Below are 16629 nucleotides of genomic sequence, written 5' to 3'. Positions count from 1 at the left end.
TATTTGGTTACTTACGAAGCCGGGCGCTATCCGAGCGTCTCGATCTCCGTGATCCCGGCTGCATGAAGGATCTGGATGAGATCGGCCCGCTGTTCAAAGCCGATCGTCGTTCCAAGCTCATCGCCTTCGTCGCTGTTTCGGATCTCGGCCGTGTAGCCGGTCATGTTGATGCCATCGAAGCCATTCGCTTCGGGATCCCAGACGTCCGAACTGATCTCAGCGTAGACATCCGAGGCATCGAGACCGGCGTCAGCCAGCATCTCGACGATCTCATCGGCGTTTGCGGGGCGGGGTTCGCCAAATTTGGAGCGTTTCATATCAATCCTCATAGTTTTCGGGGTGAAGTTTCTGGTCGGTCTTGTCGGCGCAGCCCGGGCATTCGCCATCGTAACCGTCGCCTCCCGCTGCGTAGTGCTCGCCGCATGTCCGGCAGACCTCGAAGTCGTCCTCATTCTCCGGGTCTTCGATCGCCTCAGCGAAGTTCATGTCGAAGGCGCGACGCGTAAGAGCCAGGAGATCATCACCTTCAATTCCGTGGTCGCGACGCGCCAGGTGCAAGAGATCCCCGATAAGGTCCTGAATGTGCGCCCTATCGTCTTCATCGCACCGGCGGCTCGCCTTGTAAGCATCGAGTGCTTTCTTCGCCCAACCGGCGCGCCTTCCGTTCGTGACCTGGAGCGCGGGATCGACCGTCTTGCGCTGCGCCTGGATCTCCACGCGAAGGGTTTCGTGACGGTCGGCCTTCTCATTGAGGCGCGCGGCGGTGAGGGTCAGAACAGGCATCAGTATTTCTCCATCCTGCCGAGGATCAGCACCAGGCGCGGATTTTCCGTCATCGCCGGATCCGGAAAGGCGTCATAAAAGCAGGTGCGCGCCTCGGAGGGGCTATCGAAAAGCTCGTAGAACTCCTCGCGCGGATCATCCTTCATCCGATCGAGCCCCTCGTAGCTGTCGTAGATGACGGCGTAGAGCGGGCAGAAGGCATGTCCGTGCTGAAACGCGGCCACAGCGAGGCGCAGACGGGCGAAGAAGCGATAAAGGGCCTTCCGCATCACGCCGCCTCCTTCGCATCGAGCATGAACAGGCCACGGTAGAGCTGCTCGGTCTTGTCGAGGTGATCGAGCGAGTCCTGGATCGGCTTCACGAGCCGGGCGCGTGTCTTCCGGTGCTCCAGCTCGCGGCGCACGCCGCTAAAGTGCTGAAGGTTCACCTCATGCTCGAAATAGAGGTTCGGCACCTCGATGATCGGCATGCCGACATCCTTGGCAGCGTTGCGGATCTTGCCGCGATGCGCTGCCGTGGAGGTGCTGTAGGGCATGTTGTTGATCAACAGGACGCCCTTTGCCTTTCTGGCGATCAGGACGTCGTAGGAGAATGCTTTGTCCTTCTCGTAGCGCATCGCGCCGACGTGCTCAGCCGGATAGGTGCCTTCGACGAAATTCTTGGCGAGGTCGTTGTGATTAGCCACAGTTGAGCACCTCGCAAAGTGCATCGATGGCGTCGTCCGAAAGGCCGGCGTGCGCACCGTTGTTCGTAACAATGTCATTCAGGGCGTCGGGCAGTTCACCGGCATTCATCGTGCGCAGATCCTGGAGGCAGCGCAGGCCGGCAATGAGCGCGTCGATCTCCTGCGGCTCGAAGCAGTAAGTGATTACTTCCGTGAGGACGTAATCGGGAGCGACCTCTTCGGCTTCGCCTTCGATGATCTCGTTGTGGTCGAACTCGGCGATGTCGCCCGTCTCAACCCACACGCCCTCGTAATCACGATCGGCCGCCATGCATTCGGCGTCGTTGAGGGTGTCAGCTTCGACCAGCGTGGCATACTTCACCCATGCATCGTGACCCTTCACGACCTTGAACAGCGGCATCTTCTCTCTCCTGCGCGATCTAAGCGCTTACTTATCTCGTTATAGCGATAACGAGGCGGGTTGCAATTGGAATCTTCAGGCCGAAGCGGCGCATCAAGGAGCCGGGATGCGCCGCTGGCTGCACGGCATGAAGATCAAGTCGTCGTTGCAGGAGGGTTCAGGATTGCGCGCAGGCTGGCTGCGAGGTTCGAATCCTTGTTCAGGACCAGCGCCTGCTTGGTGCGCGTGGCGATCTTCACCGCGTCGAACAGGTTCATGATCTGCCCGGCCTGGCTGCGCGCCGTGCCTTCATTGTAGCCCTCGGTGTCGCTCTTGGCGCCGACGGTCTTGTAGGCGGCGACGAGATCAGCGGACGAGATCGAGCCGGTCTTGTCGAGCAGATTGAAGGCGATCACGACGAAGGTCGAGGGTGCTTTGCCGGCGGCGATCGAGGCGAAGAGGTTCTCGAACTTCTCCGCAACCTTCTTCTGCGACGGGATCAGCCCCAGCGTGGCCGTCTTCGTGGCTTCGAGACCGGCGGCGTCCTGAAGGAGCCCGTCGACTTCGAGGACGAAGTGCTTGGCGTCGAGCGACTTGAGGTCGCGCGCGACACGCGGCGTGCTGGCGCGGGGCGTCTTGGACGGCTTCACGACGGTCTGCGTGGTGGCAGCAGCCTGCGGCACCTGGGTATCGGCCTGGATGGTGGATTCCTGCTCCTCGTATGCCTCGGAGCGCTCGATGGAGGCTTCGAGCTTGCGCAGCTCCTCGTCGTCCAGGGCGAGATCCGTCAGCGTGTCGTCAACGACGGCGCTGGTATCGACACCGGCGACGGCTTCATCAACCGCCTCGATCAGTTCCTCGAGATCGGCATCGGTGGAGGTGCCGAGATCCAGTTCGCCGAGCAGATTGTCCAGCTCCGCGACGTCGCTGGCGCCGACAGTGGGGGTATTGGCTTGCGTATCCATTTGAAACTCCGTTTCGCTCTCTCTCTGCGCTCTCTTGCGCTTGCATTATCGTTATATGCGAGAGCGAAACGGGTTGCGGCTGGGTAGATCAGGAACGTTTCAAGCCGCCATCATCGCCTGGCCCGGAACGCCCGGCAGGCTGAACCAGCCCTGTTTCAACGCCTTGAAGAAGGATCTCATCATCACGTCCACGTCATAGGCGGCGGCGTGCGCAAGCGCTGGATCGTATTCCTCGTTCATGGCAAAGCACAGCTCCTGGAGCGTCGGCTTCTTGCCATCGGGGCAGGCCCAGATGCCTTCGGCCATGGTGTCGATCACTGGCCGCTCCGGCAGTTTGAGCTTCACGCGCTCCAACTCGTATTTGAGGAAACCCATATCGAACGCGGCGTTGTGCGCGACGAAGTGCGTGGCCTTGGACAGCACCTTCTCGACAGCCGGCGCGACCGTGGCCCAGGTGGGCTTACCAATCAAGTCGGCGGACGAGATTCCATGAACGCGCTGCGCATCAACGGCGATTGACCTTTCCGGATCGATCCGTTGCTCGAAGGCGAAAATCTTGGTGCCATCGGCCTTCCACAGGCCGATGTAGATTTCGATCAGGCGATGATCGCCAACTTCGATGCCGGTCGTTTCAGTGTCGAGACCTGCGATGATCGTCATTGGTTGTTCTCCCCGCCCGTCATGTTGAACAGAAGCTTTCCGAACCCAAGCCCGACCAGGGCAGCGGCGGCGATACCGACCACGGCGCAAGCGGCGTATGTCGCGAATTCCAGAATGAGATGCATGACGGCTCCTTAGATGTGCTGCCAGGTGGTTCGGGTGAGGACGTTGATGACGGTCGAGCGGGCGACCAGGAAGTAATCCATGAGGAACTGGACGGTCTTGCCCTCCTCATGCAGACGACGCATCTCGATCACCTGACGGGCGCTGAGCTTTGCGTTGGAATTCTGGGATCCACGGCCGGACTTGAGACCCGTCCGGTGCGCGTGCTTCTCGTTGTCGCTGCCGGATGACCATTCGAGCTGGAACTCGCCCCATTTGGCGCGCAGCTCGGGCGTCGGCTGGCGGAGGTAGTTGTGCTCCTTGTCGCCGTCGATGTGGTTGACCTGCGGCAGGTTGAGCGGGTTCGGCAGGAAGCGGAGGGCGATCACCCGGTTGAGGAGAATGGATTTGGTGAAGCCCATCCAGGTCATGTTCGCGTAAACCCGGCCGGTGGCTTTATGGACGCGAAACTTGATCGGCTCGTATTCGTCCGAAAGCAGCTCACCCTTGCTGCTGGCGCGCTTGCAGCGAAGAACCGTGCCATCTTCCTTCGGGATGATGTAGCGGCACTTGATCGCGTGAAGGATCCAGCGGTCTTTGTCGAAGCGTTTAGCCACTCTTGGCCTTCCTCATCTGGCGGATTTCCTCGATGACCTGCTCCAGGTTGCGGAGCAGCTCCTTGTCAGCGAGGCCGGAAACGGTGTCCCAGATCGCGTTGGCGACGATGAAAAGCTCCCGGTCGGTGATCTTGCCGGCGTCGAAAGCCGCTACCCACTTCGCAAGCTGCTCACTGCCTTTGCGCGTCAGCTCCTCGGAGAATGTCGGCCAGTCGTCTGTCATTTCACCCTCGCGTCACTAATCGCTTACTTATAGCAGTCTGCGAAGCGGAATGCTTACGGGTTAACGAAGCGCATGTCGGCGTAACGGTGGCGACGAGACATGGCGTCCTCGTAAGCCATCAAGAAGTATTCCTTGGCCTGGTAGGCGCCCATCATTTCGATCTCGTAGGGAGCGCAGGGTGTGTCCGGCAGGAGCATTTCGGAAGGATCGTCAGGCTGATGCGGCACGATCTGCCGGAACTCGGCCGTGCAAACGGCATTGTCGGCGATCTTGATCTCCTTGGGCAACGGGCAGATCAGCCCGAAGCGCTGCGCCACGGCCCATTCGGCGCGATCCTCGATGGGCTTGATGATGGCGTGCACCATCGGGTGATGCTTCACCGGCCGGATCATGTCGCCGAAGAGATATTCGGGCGCGTCGTGCAGCAAAGCTTCCAGCTCCAGGTCCGGGCGATGCAGGCATTCCACCATGAACGTTGCGCACAGAACCGAGTGCTCGGCGACGGAGAAGGAAATGCGGCTGCGGAACTTCTTGTGCTGGGTGGCGCCGTTCCAGCGATTGTTGTTCGCCAGATGGTGCGCCACAACCTCGATGTCGATCTCCTCCGGGTTCGGATCGAACGGGTAAATCTTGCGACCGTTCGAGGCATTCATCGAAGGGCCACGGCTGGGAGTCGGCGCAGGATTTGCGCCGACCGTGTTGTGGACTTGCCCGTCCATTATGCCGCTGCCTTGACAGCAGCCTGCCACTTGCCGTCCGAGTGTTCGTAGGTTTCCTTGAGCAGGATGCGCGGACCCGGAAGGTAGATGATGATGCCTTCAGGGCGCATGAAGCCGGGCGCGGCGCGGGAGCCTTCGTCGGCCAGCTTCTGCATCGTTTCATTGACGGCCTGGCGTGTGAACTCGCCGGCGTAAAGCACGGGCACGCATTCGCAGCAGGAGGGGCGCACGCTCGCGTCAGACCAGCGGCCGGTGTTGAACAGCGCAAAGCGCTTATCGTTGCCGGTGCGCCCGTATGCGCGCTGAATGCCGGAGCCATACCACTCGCCGAAATGCTGACCTTCACCGAGCTTGAGCAGCTCTTCCTCATTGTCCTGGACCCAGCGAGCGAAGCCGTAGTTGTCGGTTTCCTTGCCGGGCTTGATCCAGCGCTGACGGGATCCGACGCCGGCAATCTTGCCGTCTTCGATCAGGATCTGCGCGTTCGTGCCGTCGAGCTTCTCGGTGATGACGCAGCCGAAGCCCTGCTTGGCGCGTGCGATCTTCTGGAAGCTGACAAATTCGCGTTCGGGAATTTCGATGGGCATTTCTGACTTCCTTGTTCCTGAGGGACAAAAGGGGCGGGTCACTCCCGCCCCCTCGCTTAATCGGTGGCCTAACTCAGCGATTACTTACCTTCGATCTCACGGCGAAGGGCGCGGAGCTTCTTGGCGGAGATGTTGTAAAGGCGCTCCGCTTCGCGCTGGCTGATCTCGCCGGCGCTGACACGACGATACGCTTCGCGCCACTTCTCCGGCACCTCGCGCGTTGCCTTCGGCGCTGCACCCGACTTCTGCGGCTGGCTCATCTTCGCGGGAGCCGCCGGGCGCGTCGCGACCTTGCTCGGCTGCTTATTGACGCCGCCCTTCTTCGGGCTGACCTGGGTCGGAGCCTTCTTCACGTCAGCCTTGGCGACCTTCGCCGCAGCACGCTGTTCCTTCTCCGCCTTCTTCTCGGCGACAGCTTCTTCGACAGCTTTCTTGACGTCCTTGATGGAGACAGTCGCAACGGTCTTTTCAAGCTCATCCAGAGCTTCGACCTTCGCCACGTCGGTTTTCACCTCGGCGACGGACGCGAGCTTGTCGTAGGTGATGCCGCGACGCGGGGTGGTGACGACATTCGTGCCCCTTGCGCCGCCGATAACCACATCCTCGATGACTTCGATGTGGTCGCCGGCGATGACGTTCGCGAGGATCTTCGCAGACGGTTCATGGGTCGTCATCGGCTTGTTCTGGCACAGAAGAGCATAGCCTTCGTCGGGAACACGGGCAACGATGTGGTAGGCGGCGGCGCGCATCTTGTCCGGCTCGTTGTAGGGCACGGCGATGACATCTTCCGGCGCCACCTTGATCAGCGTGATCAGGTCATACCGGAAGCCGGCAACGTAGCCGCGCCGGGCGACATGCAGACCAGAGGAGCACTCGACACGACGCGACGGATCGACGAGGCTTTCGGCCATCGAGACGCGCGAGCCGACGCGCTGGTGGACCTTGCGCGTGTGCGGATCGACGAAGATGTCCTTGCTGTCCTGGGAGAAGCACAGGATCTTGTAGCCAACGATGGTGCCATCATCAGCGATCGGAAGGTCGGCGCGCTCGATGAAGTTCAGCAGCTCCTGGACAGAGTGACCGCGCTTGTCGATGACCTTGGCGAGGCGCTCCAGGAAGCGCTGAAGGCCCTTCGCGTCCTTGAACGCCGCGTATTCGATCTGCTTTTCGAGCTTCTCCATGCCGGGAATCTCCTTGCCATCCACGATAGCGACGAGGGTTTCCTGGTCGGGATCGAAGGCCGGGCCGGCGGGCTGCTCGATGGTTTCGCCCTCGCTCGTGACCTGGCTGGCGCCGTAGCTGCCGAGGTTGAAGTGACCCACGAAGTCGCGGAGCTTCTTCTTGACGAAACGGATGAGGCCGCCGGTCTTGGCTTCGACCTTCGCTTCGAGCGAGTAGGAGTCGAGGTCGATCTCGACGGACTTGTGCTTGGCCAGCGGCCGGGTGATCTCGTCCATGATCGACTTGGTGCGGTAGCCGGCGGCCGGGAGATTGATCTCCTTGCCATCGACCGTATAGAGCGTCACGCCAGCGGCGCTGGTGATCGCGGCCTTGATAGTGACCTTGTTCATTATGCTGCTTCCTTTTCAATGATGACGGCCGGCGGCAGAACAACCGGGATGATCGTCAGGGCGGTGGACTGAGGTTTGGACTCTTCGGCGGCCGGCATATTCACGACGTCGGCGCCCTGGGTTTCAGCGACTTGTGCGGCGTCCTCGCTGCTTCGGACTTTGATGCGCGCCTTATGGCGGCGTTCCACAAAGCGCATCACCGCAAAGAGATCCTCGACACGCTCCTCATCGGAGTAGTCCATGTAGTAGTGGACGCCGGCGAGCGACTTGAAGGCGGCGAACTTCTCGTTGACAGCTCTTCGGTCGAGGCACAGATGGCCGAACTCCTTCTGCGCCTTCTTTGCGAGATCGGCGACTTGGCTCTTGATCCAGTCGCGCTGCTCACGCTGCGCCTTCGTGCCGCCGCCGTTATCGCGAACATTGCGCACCACATGGATCAGTTCGTAAGCCTTGCGGCCGATGTCCGTCATCTTCACCTTCGCAGGGAAGAAGTGCATCGCCATTTCGAGGCTCCTGGCCGAGAGGTTCTCGACCAATTGCGACACCTCGGCGTAGCCGCTGCCCGACACGAAACCCTTGCGCGCAGCCCAGGCATACTGGACATCACGCTTGTCTTCGTTTTCCTTGAGGAACCGGACCAGGACGTCGAGCAGCGGCTCGGCGCCGCATTTCGCCTTGATCCTGGCCTCATCCTTCGCGTCGAAAACGACGGCAATATCGCCGTAGTGCTTGACGAGGACATCCCGGAACGTCTGGAAATGACCCGCCGACCTGTGGTCGCGCCAGTCGTTGCTGCCGCGAACGTAATACTTCGCCGACTCCAGGCTCTCGGTCTTCGGCAGCTTGCCGTCGTTGAGATCCATCAACGAGTGATACATCGGGGTCTTGACGACCTTCGGGGCACGCTTCGGCGGCGGCGTGACCTTCACCTCGACCGGTTCGAAGCCGTATTTCTTCGCCAGCGCCTTGATCTTGTCGATCTGGGCGTGCTGGCTCCGCTTCAGGACGAAGACCATGTGCGCGATACACTGATCATACGGGACATAGGTGGTGGCACCGCGATCCTTGGAGATCTGCGCCACCGCGTCGCGCTGGTTGAAACTGATGTAGAGCTTTTTGGAGGCGAGCTTCGCGTGGTCCTTGATCGTCTTATCCATGCGCGTCGGGCGAATGTTGGCGCTGTTCGAACCGCCGTCCACGAGGAATGCGAAGAGGTTCTCGTGCAACCCAAGTTTGTTTGCGATGCGCTGATAGAGGCGCGCCTCGATCCGGAAGCCGTTGATGCGCGGCATCTCGTGCCCGTAGTAGCGCCTGGTCGGCGGTGGTGTGTAGGCCGCGCGCCGAAAGTGACTGCGATAGTCGCGATTGACGGCGGCGAACGCCAGCCGCCACATCTTGAACTGGTTCTTCACCAAGCTGCTGATATGGACCGCTGCGCACGCCTTGTGAATGTCCTCCAAGGTCAGCCAGGCGCTGGAGGTGAGCAAGGTCGTGTAACGGTTCAGATCGGTCGAGGTAATCTGACGGTTCCAAGGAAGCTCGTCTTCCTTCTTGCAGATCTTGGCCGCCGCTTCGAATGTCATCTGCTTGGCATATGGGGCCATGCCGTTGCGGATCATGCGATCTGCGCGCGCCAAAAGCCCCATCAGCGTCTCCTTGGTCCGGTCGGTGTAGGAGAGGGATTCGCGGGAGGGCGTGACGCCGACGCTGTTCGGCGGGGCGATGAGAACGAGGCGACCGACATGCGCGGTGATCTCGGAAACGCGACTGACCGCCTCCATGAGTTCCTGGTCGGTCGTCTGGACCGGATAGAGAACCGTGCCGTAAAGGCAGTAGACGTTGCTTTCGCGAAGGTCGTGAGAACCGATCAAGGCAAAGCCGCGCGTCGACTTGGAATAGTCGTGGCCTTCGATCGGGGTGCCGCCGTTGATAATGGCTTTCATGCCGCCCTGGATCACGACGGACTTCAGGATGATCATGAAGACATCCTTGTCCTTCGGGTCCTTCAGCGGGATCGAAACTGTCACGCCGCTTTCGGTGGTTGGCACCTTCACCATCTGGCGGAAATCGGGCTTGCCATCGGTCTCGGCGCCACCGCGCGAGATGGCATAGACGTGCTTGAAACCGTCGACGCAGCTTGTCACGGAGAAATGGTCGGAATAGGCGAAGGGGGCCTTGGAGCCGAGGCCGAAACCGCCGGTCTGGTTTTCGTCTTTGACCTTGGTCGACGCGCCGTAGCGGCAGTAGATCGGACCAACCTTGTCGGCAGGAATGCCGGGGCCGTAATCCTTGATGACCAGCTCGGTATCGGTGAGGGTGACTTCGACAGGGCGATCCTTCTGGCCGGTTACGATATGCGCATCCCAGGCATTGCAGAAGACTTCGCGGATGACCGCTCGCTTCTTGTCGCGGTAGAGGGTGTCGGACAACACGGTGAAGAACTCGGCCGACTCCGACATCGTGAATGCTTGGGCTTTGCCGCCGCCGATGATGGCGTGGGTGTCGAGCCCGGCGATCTGCGATACTTCCATCTTTCTCTCTTCCTTTCGCAAACGCTTTCTCTCACTAAGCGCTTACTTACTTATAGCAGTCACAAAAAGGGTTGCTCGCGGAATATCGAGGCTGATTATCCCGCGAGCCTGTCGTCAGTTCAGGTGAGCGGCGGAGCGGCGTTCCTCGCAGATCGTGTCGAGACGACCAACGATCGTGTCATGGAGGAATTCCTGGCGAACGTCCCAGTCCGTGTCATAGATCAGCGCCGAGTTGATGGTGTCCCGGAGTTGCGTGATGCCGCCTTGAACGACGAGCGCGTGGTGCATCTGGTAGATGGGATTGTCCGCCGGCTTCCCGTCTTCAACCACATATGCCGGAAGCGGCGCGAGGTAGAAGATGTAGTCGTAGTAAGCGCGCGTTGTCTCCAGGCATTTGTCGGCGAAAATCGCCGCCTGCTGGAGAACCTCCGGATCAACGCCGTTGCCGTTCGTCATGGTGAACTCGCAGGCGAGATACCCCATGAAGTCGAGCGGCGTCCGGTCGACGATCAGCGGGCGATCGCGCTTGCCGATCTCCTCCAGATGGTTCTGCAGAAGGATCGTCTGGAGATGAAGGCGATCTGTCAGCGACATATCGCCCACGGCGTTGTAGCCGTGTTCCTTGGCGGTCCTGGAGACTGAGGTTTCGTAAAACTCTAGTCCCAGATCCTGGGCCACGGCGCGCGCGAGGGTCGTCTTGCCGGAGCGGTGCGCTCCTGTGAGCCCGAAAAGCATTACTTGACGCCCGTCGAGCCGAAGCCGGCAGTGCCACGGTCGGAGCTGCCCAGCTCGTCGGTTTCGGCGAACGCGCCACGGATCACCGGTGCGATCACCATCTGCGCGATACGATCGCCGGGCTCGATCTGGAAAGCCTCCGTGCCGGTGTTGAGCAGGATGACCTTGATCTCGCCGCGATAGTCGCTGTCGATCGTGCCGGGCGTGTTGACGATGGTGATACCGTGCTTGGCGGCAAGCCCGGAGCGTGGGCGCACCTGCGCCTCGAATCCCGGGAGCAGCTCGATGGCGATGCCGGTCGGCACGACCAGGCGCTGGCCGGGCTCGATGGTAGCGGGCAGGTCCAGGGAAGCCGAAAGATCGGCGCCGGCCGCTTCTGCGCTGCCATAGGTCGGCAGCTTGGCCGTCGGGGCGAGTTTCTCGACCTTGACCGGGGTGTGAATGATGTCGCCTGCGCCCATCTTAGTTTCCTTCCAGGAGTTGACGCGCAGCGGCGGCGTAGCCGCTGGCGATGGATTGAACGGCCTTTTCCTTGGCCGCGTCGGGTGTCGGTTCCGGGCCGACCCAGAAACAGCCCTCTTCCGGGCCGTCATCGAGCGTCCAGTAGAAGCCCGGCTGGAGGTCGGGATGTTCCCCGACCTCCTTGATGCGAAGGGAGAATGTGGTGTGGCCATCACTCATAGCGCACGGTCACATTCTTGAAAAAACCGCCGCACACGACGCCCGAGACCGGCTTGCCATTGGCACCGAGGGCGCGGAACGATGTGCTGTAGGTCTCGCCCCGGCTGCACCCGAGGAACGAGTAGCCGTCGAGACGGACGTTGGTGAGACCCTGCGCTTCGAGAGCGCGACGGGCGGTGGCCGGGTCGACGTTGCCGTGAAGGGCGACGGTGATGAGGCCGAGAAACGCGAGCGCGCCGAACAAGATGCCTGCGTCCTTCATGCTGCGCTGTCCTTGATGCATTCGCCGGGCAGTGTCTTGCGATACTGAATCCAACCGGGGCCGAGGTTGCCGGCGAGTCCAGTCGTCGCATAGCCTTCCGCGTTGACGAACCGCTGGTCAGGAGTGGCCTGGTGCTCTGCCGGCGATGCGTGCAGCGGCGAGGAGCGAACCAGCAAATCGTGACGAATCAGTTCCTTTTCGATCGATGAATCGCCGTCGAATGGTGAGTAAGAGATCCTCGCGCACCGAGCGGTGGACACCTCCAAGGCCAATGCAGCCTTCAAAGAACTACCCTTCTTATTAATCCACTTGCGCTCCAAATGAGCGGCGCCAAGACGATAAGCCTCAAGCTGGTCCCAGGTTTCGCGATCAACATATGGCAGATGCCACTGACCGGGTTCCAATGTCTGATACCCAGCGCCCGAGATCGCCTCGCGGAACATCGCAGCCAGGTCGTGAAAATGCGGCTCGGCGTCGTCGTGATCGCGCAGATGTAGAAAGTTCGCCCAGGAGGTCGAAGTGATCAGCGTGTCGATCCACATGAAGGGTTCGAGCAGTCGGTTGGCGATCTGCTTGTGCGCGCCGGCACGCATGTAGCGCTCTGCATAGGCCATTGCGTCATTGCGAGCGCGAAGCCACCACGCCTCGCGAGGCTCTTTGCAGATAACATTCCCGTCGAGAATGTATTCCAGCTCTTCGGGCAGCGGTTCGCCGGCCTGCATGCCCTTCTGGTTTGCACCCCAATGCCAGGGGACCACCGGGCTCGTTCGGATCTCTTCCAGCATCTTCGCCACCGGGACTGCTCGCGAGGACCGTGCGTTGCGCGAGAAGACGCGGTGCGTCATCACCTCGGCGTGGATGAAGCGCGGGTAGCGCGCGTGGATAGTGATGATCGGCGGGGCGCCGTTGGTCGGCTTCGATGCGAGAATGACCTTCGCAAACATCTGGTCTTTGCTGGACATTGGGTTTCCTTACTTTTCGAGAATTTCGTCGGCGACATCGAGAAGAATCTCCGGCAGCTCTTTCGTGCCCTCGTTGATTCCCGCGTTGAGCGCTTTGGCGAACTTCGTCATTTCGGTATAGGAGAGGCCCTGAATGAGCCCCGCCAGGTTCTTGAGCTTGGCGTCCGGCTTGCACGCCTCGTTAATCCGGCGCGTGCCGTTGCCGCCGATGAGATCGAAGGGGGAAGGGCTAGACACCGCCGACCAGCTCCCGCGCCTTGGCGACAGCGATGGACGCGCGCTTTTCGAGGTCGCAGCCGCAGAAGCCGGTGTGCTCCGACTTCTCGATCAGGATGTTTTCCTGCTCGTTGGAGATCCGGGCGAGTTCGCGAACAAGGCCACCGAGTGCCAACTTTTCCTTCTGGAGCTGCTCGATGGTTGACGCCTGATTGCGAAGACGGCGACGCTGGTCGTCGATCGTGTCCTTGTCAGCCGAGCTGTCTTCGACCTCCTCAGTGCCGCCGAAGAAGTTGGACACCGCGATGTTGTGAATGATGCTGACCTGGGGCCGGCGAAGGAAACCGAGCATTTGTCTTTCCTCTCTGACTAAGTGCTTACTTACATTATAGCGCGCAAGAAATGGGTCACTGTGAGAAATCGCAGCCGGATTGACGGTGAGGCTTACAGGGTGTAAGACTCACTCTTACAGAAAGTAAGAATCATGCTCACACGCAATCAAGAAGAAGCTGGAAAGCCCTCCAAGAACTAAGAAGCAACTTACAAAGGATTAACAATGAGGTTCTTCAACGTGTCTGACATCCAGTTCGAGATCCTCGAACTGCTTGTCAGCAAGAACGGAATGTATGGCCTTGAGATGGTCAAGGCATCCGAAAAACTGAAGCGGGCGACGATCTACGTGCATCTCGGCCGCTTGGAAGACAGGAAGTGGCTCCGTTCTGAAGCCGAACAGATTCCCGGCGAAGCCGGAATGGCCAAGCGCCGCTATTACATCACCGGCGAAGGGCAAAAAGCCTACCGGGCTGCGATAGCAGCGAGCAATGAAATGTCCAACCCCGCCGGAGCAATGGCATGAGCAAAAAGAAAGAGACAGAGCCGCCGCAGCTTTCCCTTTTTAAGGACAACCTGATTATTCGGCACAGCGACGTATCCTATATCGTCGAAACCGATGATCTGGGATACTTCGAGCCGGGCGAGCACCACCAAATTCTGGAAGCCAACGACAAAGCATTTTTCCAGGTGACGCACACGTTGAACCCGCGTCAGCTCCACCGTCTGCACAACATGACGATCTTGACGCCGGTTCAGAATGCAAAGAAGAACGCTCGGATCTATAAGCCGCCGGGCCACGCACTCACAATGGCTCTGCGCTTCGTTCTCCCGAAGAAGATATTCGAGCGGGTAGTGGAGCAGATGATCCTCGATGCGCGCGAAGAATATAACGAAGCGCTCGCGGAAGGGAGCCTCAACCAGGCACGCTGGATCGCGGTGCGCCTCTATCTGATGGTCGGACTGGCGCTCGCGATGAAAGCGGCAACGCTGCCGCTCGAAAAGTTTTCCCAGTTCATGCAAAAGGACTAGGGGAGGGCGTTTAGCCGCTCCCCTGTCCATTTTATGCCATCTGCGCTTTCAAGTCGGAGAAGCCTCCGACATGCCTGTCACCGTCCCAGATCTGCGGAAAGGTGTCGAGGCCGGTGCGAGCCTTGAAAGCGCGCTGCATGGCGACGGTCTCAAGAACTTCCTCGTAGAACTCGACGCCACGGACAGCCAGATGCGCTTTGGCGCGCGTGCACCACTTGCAGTCCGGCCGGCTGACGATCTTCCAGCCCATTACGCGGCCTCCTTCTCGTCTTCCGAGAAATCGATCGGGCAGGCGCCAGCGCCGCAGTCGACATGTTCGAAGCCGATGTCTTCCTTCACGTTGTCGTTTTCGATGGCGGCGGCGATCATTTCGAACTGCTGCTTCGTGACCGGCTGCTCCGGCTGATATTCGTAGGCCGAGGTATCCGTCTGCGGCATCACCGAGCAGCAGCGGATCGAGAACTGGCCGTCGATCAGCGTGTGCAGGAAGTGCTCGAAATCGACCACTTTCGGATCATACTTCAGGGTGTAGCTGACCTGATTGCCGGTCTCGCCCGGCAGGGACTGACCGTCGGCGTCGACGCCGTGGATCCAGTATTTTTCCAGCAGGCGCAGGAACTCATACTGGTCCTCCGGGGTAGCCTCGGCCGCCGTCACCACCCACTCGCCGCCGTCCAGGCTGCAGATGGTCGGCTTGGTCGGGAAACCAACGACGGTCGTGCCTTCGTAGGTCTTCAGACGCTTCACCGGATAGCCCATAGCCTCGTAGTCGGCGACCAGCGGGTCGTCATTGCGGAACTGCACCCAGCGGATGAACTCGCGCATCGAAGGCAGATGAGCGCCTTCCGTGAGGCCGAACAGCTTCGAGGTCGTGCCGGCCGGCTTGAAGGTCGTGTTCGTGTGGGGAACGATGACGCCCAGCTCCTTCGCGAACTTCTCGGCTTCGTCATCGATCGCCCGCTTGAACCGGGAGAGCGTCATCCACATCGCCTTGGACTTCTCCTCGTTCACGATATCGTGCCAGGTGAAGCCGAAGCGAGCGTAGGCCCATTCATGGAAGCCCGTGATGCCGACGCCGATCCGGTTCGTCCGGTTGACCTCGCGCCGGTAGAGGCAATCCATCGTGTTGACGCGGATGAGGGCACGAACAGCCGTGCGGAAGGCGTCTTCGGCATCGTTGTCGTTCGCGGCATGGAACGGCACCACGTCGGCGATGACGCAATAGGCGCCGAGCATGAGAAGCGTGATCTCGCCGCACGGGTTGGTGATCATGGTGTAGCGAACACCCATGACGACCTTTGCCAGCGCCGACATCAGCGGAACGGTGTCCTCGTCGACCTGAAAGCGGCTGGAGCCGGCATAACGCCCGTCAACGTAGTCCTCGATGCCGGCGTTGTTCTGCGTCAGCTTGTCCTGGTTGATGATGCCGGGCTCGCCGGTGCCATCGAAATAGGAGGCCTTCGCCAGCTCGATCAGGACGCGCCAGGCGTGGGCCTCAGTCACCGTGATCGCGCCGATACCGAGCAGGAAGACCAGGCGCGGAACGGACGTGCCGAGATCGGAATCGCCGAGCTGATTGCGCACCTTGGCGCAGGCTTCGCGGAACTCGTCATCGATGGTGACGGAGTTGTTGGACGACCACAGGAAACCACCCCGCTTGAGCTGGATGAAATCGAAGATCGTGGCGTCCTTCCAGTGCTTCGTCGCCATACGGGCGGCGCGGCGCGCACCGCCGACGAGGACGCACTCGGCAGCATAGTGGTCGGCATACATGGCGGCGCGCCACGGGGCCATGCCAGCGTCACGCAGCAGCGCGATATTGGCGATTGCCGACATCAGCGGGCCCGGGCCGGAGGCGGGACGGTTCTGCATTCCCTTGATGGGCGCGCCGCGCTCGCGAACCGGCGTGAAGTCGAGGATCAGAACTTCCTCGCGGCGTTTCTCGAACGCCATGCGCTCGATGATCTCGACGGCCTTCGCCCATCCCTCGCGGCTGTCGGGAACCTCGAAGACGGTGATCGTGCGACCGGCATAGAGGTGCTCGGCATCACGGCGCGTCTTGTAGCCGGAGACCAGGCCGCGCTGCACGTCTGCATGGCTCCAGTCGATGACCGGAACGACGATCGGCATGTGGTTGAGATCCGCCTGGATCATGGCGTCATCGTAGGCGCGGCCGACGCCGGAGCCGTTGAGCAGCAGATAGAACAGAAGGAAGGTCGCCGCCGCCGTCGAGCAGTTGGTGAAAACTTCCTGGTTGCGCTCGGGCTGCGTCTCGTCGCCGTGCTGGAGGTGCCGGCCGGACAGCAGGAGCGATGCCTGGCGCAGATGGTGGTTCAGCGCCTGGTATTCACCCTGCGCAGCGCTCGCGCCACGGGGGTCCAGAAGGGCGTTGCCGAGCGCAACGCGGTGGGCGACTTCTTCCCAGGTTTCGACACGCGTGGTGCCGTCGGGGTCGGTGATCTTGCGATTGATGGTTCGGTCAGCGACAGCCTGACCCATGCCCGGGAAATACTCCCGTGCAGGCGTTTGGGAACTCATAATGACTCCTTTGGTATGGATGCTACATATAGTAGCTAAGCGCTTACTTAT

At 60.7% G+C, this 16629-nt stretch carries 25 protein-coding genes; 2 read left to right on the top strand and 23 right to left on the bottom strand.

Annotated features, from left to right (window positions below; translation table 11 throughout):
• Nucleotides 1-26 precede the first annotated feature (26 nt).
• The 21 genes from Q9316_RS00630 to Q9316_RS00530 form a co-directional block, all read right to left on the bottom strand.
• On the bottom strand, nucleotides 27-317 hold the full coding sequence (locus Q9316_RS00630) for a hypothetical protein (RefSeq protein ID WP_306031516.1): 291 nt from the start codon (nucleotides 315-317) through the stop codon (nucleotides 27-29).
• Between the two features lies 1 nt (nucleotide 318).
• Complete coding sequence (locus Q9316_RS00625; protein WP_306031515.1) at nucleotides 319-783, bottom strand: hypothetical protein; 465 nt, start codon at nucleotides 781-783, stop codon at nucleotides 319-321.
• Nucleotides 783-1052, bottom strand: coding sequence for a hypothetical protein (locus tag Q9316_RS00620; RefSeq protein ID WP_306031514.1), 270 nt, complete (start codon nucleotides 1050-1052; stop codon nucleotides 783-785). Before Q9316_RS00620 ends, Q9316_RS00625 begins: the two co-directional genes overlap by 1 nt.
• Nucleotides 1052-1468 carry a hypothetical protein gene (locus tag Q9316_RS00615; protein WP_306031513.1) on the bottom strand — a complete coding sequence of 139 codons (417 nt, stop codon included), beginning with the start codon at nucleotides 1466-1468 and terminating at the stop codon, nucleotides 1052-1054. The genes Q9316_RS00620 and Q9316_RS00615 overlap by 1 nt, the downstream gene beginning before the upstream one ends.
• A complete protein-coding gene (locus tag Q9316_RS00610; protein ID WP_306031512.1) occupies nucleotides 1461-1868 on the bottom strand; it encodes a hypothetical protein in 408 nt (135 codons plus the stop codon). The genes Q9316_RS00615 and Q9316_RS00610 overlap by 8 nt, the downstream gene beginning before the upstream one ends.
• A gap of 134 nt (nucleotides 1869-2002) precedes the next feature.
• The gene (locus Q9316_RS00605; RefSeq protein WP_306031511.1) at nucleotides 2003-2812 is read right to left on the bottom strand and encodes a hypothetical protein; all 810 of its coding nucleotides are present in this window, start codon (nucleotides 2810-2812) and stop codon (nucleotides 2003-2005) included.
• A gap of 99 nt (nucleotides 2813-2911) precedes the next feature.
• Nucleotides 2912-3472: a 3'-5' exonuclease gene (locus Q9316_RS00600; protein ID WP_306031510.1), complete on the bottom strand. Its 561-nt coding sequence runs from the start codon at nucleotides 3470-3472 to the stop codon at nucleotides 2912-2914.
• A complete protein-coding gene (locus Q9316_RS00595; RefSeq protein ID WP_306031509.1) occupies nucleotides 3469-3597 on the bottom strand; it encodes a hypothetical protein in 129 nt (42 codons plus the stop codon). Before Q9316_RS00595 ends, Q9316_RS00600 begins: the two co-directional genes overlap by 4 nt.
• A gap of 9 nt (nucleotides 3598-3606) precedes the next feature.
• A complete protein-coding gene (locus Q9316_RS00590; protein WP_306031508.1) occupies nucleotides 3607-4191 on the bottom strand; it encodes a hypothetical protein in 585 nt (194 codons plus the stop codon).
• Nucleotides 4184-4414, bottom strand: a complete 231-nt coding sequence (locus Q9316_RS00585; RefSeq protein ID WP_306031507.1) for a hypothetical protein — start codon at nucleotides 4412-4414, stop codon at nucleotides 4184-4186. Before Q9316_RS00585 ends, Q9316_RS00590 begins: the two co-directional genes overlap by 8 nt.
• Before the next feature lie 53 nt (nucleotides 4415-4467).
• Nucleotides 4468-5067, bottom strand: a complete 600-nt coding sequence (locus tag Q9316_RS00580) for a hypothetical protein (RefSeq protein WP_306031506.1) — start codon at nucleotides 5065-5067, stop codon at nucleotides 4468-4470.
• A 65-nt stretch (nucleotides 5068-5132) separates the two neighbouring features.
• A complete protein-coding gene (locus Q9316_RS00575; RefSeq protein WP_306031505.1) occupies nucleotides 5133-5762 on the bottom strand; it encodes an RNA ligase family protein in 630 nt (209 codons plus the stop codon).
• Between the two features lie 38 nt (nucleotides 5763-5800).
• Nucleotides 5801-7291: a hypothetical protein gene (locus Q9316_RS00570; protein WP_306031504.1), complete on the bottom strand. Its 1491-nt coding sequence runs from the start codon at nucleotides 7289-7291 to the stop codon at nucleotides 5801-5803.
• Nucleotides 7291-9822 carry an ATP-binding protein gene (locus Q9316_RS00565; RefSeq protein ID WP_306031502.1) on the bottom strand — a complete coding sequence of 844 codons (2532 nt, stop codon included), beginning with the start codon at nucleotides 9820-9822 and terminating at the stop codon, nucleotides 7291-7293. Before Q9316_RS00565 ends, Q9316_RS00570 begins: the two co-directional genes overlap by 1 nt.
• 114 nt (nucleotides 9823-9936) lie before the next feature.
• On the bottom strand, nucleotides 9937-10557 hold the full coding sequence (locus Q9316_RS00560) for an AAA family ATPase (RefSeq protein WP_306031501.1): 621 nt from the start codon (nucleotides 10555-10557) through the stop codon (nucleotides 9937-9939).
• Nucleotides 10557-11018 (bottom strand): dUTP diphosphatase, encoded by a 462-nt coding sequence (gene dut / locus Q9316_RS00555; protein ID WP_306031500.1) that lies wholly within the window; start codon nucleotides 11016-11018, stop codon nucleotides 10557-10559. Before dut ends, Q9316_RS00560 begins: the two co-directional genes overlap by 1 nt.
• A gap of 1 nt (nucleotide 11019) precedes the next feature.
• The gene (locus tag Q9316_RS00550; RefSeq protein WP_306031499.1) at nucleotides 11020-11238 is read right to left on the bottom strand and encodes a hypothetical protein; all 219 of its coding nucleotides are present in this window, start codon (nucleotides 11236-11238) and stop codon (nucleotides 11020-11022) included.
• Nucleotides 11231-11500, bottom strand: a complete 270-nt coding sequence (locus Q9316_RS00545) for a hypothetical protein (protein ID WP_306031498.1) — start codon at nucleotides 11498-11500, stop codon at nucleotides 11231-11233. Before Q9316_RS00545 ends, Q9316_RS00550 begins: the two co-directional genes overlap by 8 nt.
• Nucleotides 11497-12462 (bottom strand): hypothetical protein, encoded by a 966-nt coding sequence (locus tag Q9316_RS00540; RefSeq protein WP_306031497.1) that lies wholly within the window; start codon nucleotides 12460-12462, stop codon nucleotides 11497-11499. The genes Q9316_RS00545 and Q9316_RS00540 overlap by 4 nt, the downstream gene beginning before the upstream one ends.
• A gap of 9 nt (nucleotides 12463-12471) precedes the next feature.
• On the bottom strand, nucleotides 12472-12699 hold the full coding sequence (locus Q9316_RS00535) for a hypothetical protein (RefSeq protein ID WP_306031496.1): 228 nt from the start codon (nucleotides 12697-12699) through the stop codon (nucleotides 12472-12474).
• Complete coding sequence (locus Q9316_RS00530; protein WP_306031495.1) at nucleotides 12692-13030, bottom strand: hypothetical protein; 339 nt, start codon at nucleotides 13028-13030, stop codon at nucleotides 12692-12694. Before Q9316_RS00530 ends, Q9316_RS00535 begins: the two co-directional genes overlap by 8 nt.
• Nucleotides 13031-13234: 204 nt before the next feature.
• Between Q9316_RS00530 and Q9316_RS00525 the strand changes: the two genes are divergently transcribed.
• The gene (locus Q9316_RS00525) at nucleotides 13235-13534 is read left to right on the top strand and encodes a PadR family transcriptional regulator (RefSeq protein ID WP_306031494.1); all 300 of its coding nucleotides are present in this window, start codon (nucleotides 13235-13237) and stop codon (nucleotides 13532-13534) included.
• On the top strand, nucleotides 13531-14040 hold the full coding sequence (locus Q9316_RS00520) for a hypothetical protein (RefSeq protein ID WP_306031493.1): 510 nt from the start codon (nucleotides 13531-13533) through the stop codon (nucleotides 14038-14040). The genes Q9316_RS00525 and Q9316_RS00520 overlap by 4 nt, the downstream gene beginning before the upstream one ends.
• Before the next feature lie 31 nt (nucleotides 14041-14071).
• Here Q9316_RS00520 and Q9316_RS00515 read toward each other — a convergent pair whose 3' ends face one another.
• Nucleotides 14072-14290 carry a glutaredoxin domain-containing protein gene (locus Q9316_RS00515; protein ID WP_306031492.1) on the bottom strand — a complete coding sequence of 73 codons (219 nt, stop codon included), beginning with the start codon at nucleotides 14288-14290 and terminating at the stop codon, nucleotides 14072-14074.
• Nucleotides 14290-16539, bottom strand: coding sequence for a ribonucleoside-diphosphate reductase (locus tag Q9316_RS00510; RefSeq protein WP_306031491.1), 2250 nt, complete (start codon nucleotides 16537-16539; stop codon nucleotides 14290-14292). The genes Q9316_RS00515 and Q9316_RS00510 overlap by 1 nt, the downstream gene beginning before the upstream one ends.
• Nucleotides 16540-16629: the final 90 nt, after the last annotated feature.

Origin of the sequence: Shinella zoogloeoides, assembly GCF_030733845.1 — a bacterium.
GTDB lineage: Bacteria > Pseudomonadota > Alphaproteobacteria > Rhizobiales > Rhizobiaceae > Shinella > Shinella zoogloeoides_C.
The sequence above is the reverse complement of the archived record's forward strand: the minus strand, read 5'-3'. Positions and strand labels throughout refer to the sequence as shown.

Coding starts and splice junctions, on each gene's coding strand:
- Q9316_RS00570 (WP_306031504.1), bottom strand. CDS start 7,291: ATGAACAAGGTCACTATCAAGGCCGCGATCACCAGCGCCGCTGGCGTG.
- Q9316_RS00540 (WP_306031497.1), bottom strand. CDS start 12,462: ATGTCCAGCAAAGACCAGATGTTTGCGAAGGTCATTCTCGCATCGAAG.
- Q9316_RS00600 (WP_306031510.1), bottom strand. CDS start 3,472: ATGACGATCATCGCAGGTCTCGACACTGAAACGACCGGCATCGAAGTT.
- Q9316_RS00605 (WP_306031511.1), bottom strand. CDS start 2,812: ATGGATACGCAAGCCAATACCCCCACTGTCGGCGCCAGCGACGTCGCG.
- Q9316_RS00565 (WP_306031502.1), bottom strand. CDS start 9,822: ATGGAAGTATCGCAGATCGCCGGGCTCGACACCCACGCCATCATCGGC.
- Q9316_RS00510 (WP_306031491.1), bottom strand. CDS start 16,539: ATGGGTCAGGCTGTCGCTGACCGAACCATCAATCGCAAGATCACCGAC.
- dut (WP_306031500.1), bottom strand. CDS start 11,018: ATGGGCGCAGGCGACATCATTCACACCCCGGTCAAGGTCGAGAAACTC.
- Q9316_RS00585 (WP_306031507.1), bottom strand. CDS start 4,414: ATGACAGACGACTGGCCGACATTCTCCGAGGAGCTGACGCGCAAAGGC.
- Q9316_RS00620 (WP_306031514.1), bottom strand. CDS start 1,052: ATGCGGAAGGCCCTTTATCGCTTCTTCGCCCGTCTGCGCCTCGCTGTG.
- Q9316_RS00550 (WP_306031499.1), bottom strand. CDS start 11,238: ATGAGTGATGGCCACACCACATTCTCCCTTCGCATCAAGGAGGTCGGG.
- Q9316_RS00630 (WP_306031516.1), bottom strand. CDS start 317: ATGAAACGCTCCAAATTTGGCGAACCCCGCCCCGCAAACGCCGATGAG.
- Q9316_RS00560 (WP_306031501.1), bottom strand. CDS start 10,557: ATGCTTTTCGGGCTCACAGGAGCGCACCGCTCCGGCAAGACGACCCTC.
- Q9316_RS00520 (WP_306031493.1), top strand. CDS start 13,531: ATGAGCAAAAAGAAAGAGACAGAGCCGCCGCAGCTTTCCCTTTTTAAG.
- Q9316_RS00525 (WP_306031494.1), top strand. CDS start 13,235: ATGAGGTTCTTCAACGTGTCTGACATCCAGTTCGAGATCCTCGAACTG.
- Q9316_RS00530 (WP_306031495.1), bottom strand. CDS start 13,030: ATGCTCGGTTTCCTTCGCCGGCCCCAGGTCAGCATCATTCACAACATC.
- Q9316_RS00515 (WP_306031492.1), bottom strand. CDS start 14,290: ATGGGCTGGAAGATCGTCAGCCGGCCGGACTGCAAGTGGTGCACGCGC.
- Q9316_RS00580 (WP_306031506.1), bottom strand. CDS start 5,067: ATGAATGCCTCGAACGGTCGCAAGATTTACCCGTTCGATCCGAACCCG.
- Q9316_RS00545 (WP_306031498.1), bottom strand. CDS start 11,500: ATGAAGGACGCAGGCATCTTGTTCGGCGCGCTCGCGTTTCTCGGCCTC.
- Q9316_RS00625 (WP_306031515.1), bottom strand. CDS start 783: ATGCCTGTTCTGACCCTCACCGCCGCGCGCCTCAATGAGAAGGCCGAC.
- Q9316_RS00595 (WP_306031509.1), bottom strand. CDS start 3,597: ATGCATCTCATTCTGGAATTCGCGACATACGCCGCTTGCGCCGTGGTC.
- Q9316_RS00610 (WP_306031512.1), bottom strand. CDS start 1,868: ATGCCGCTGTTCAAGGTCGTGAAGGGTCACGATGCATGGGTGAAGTAT.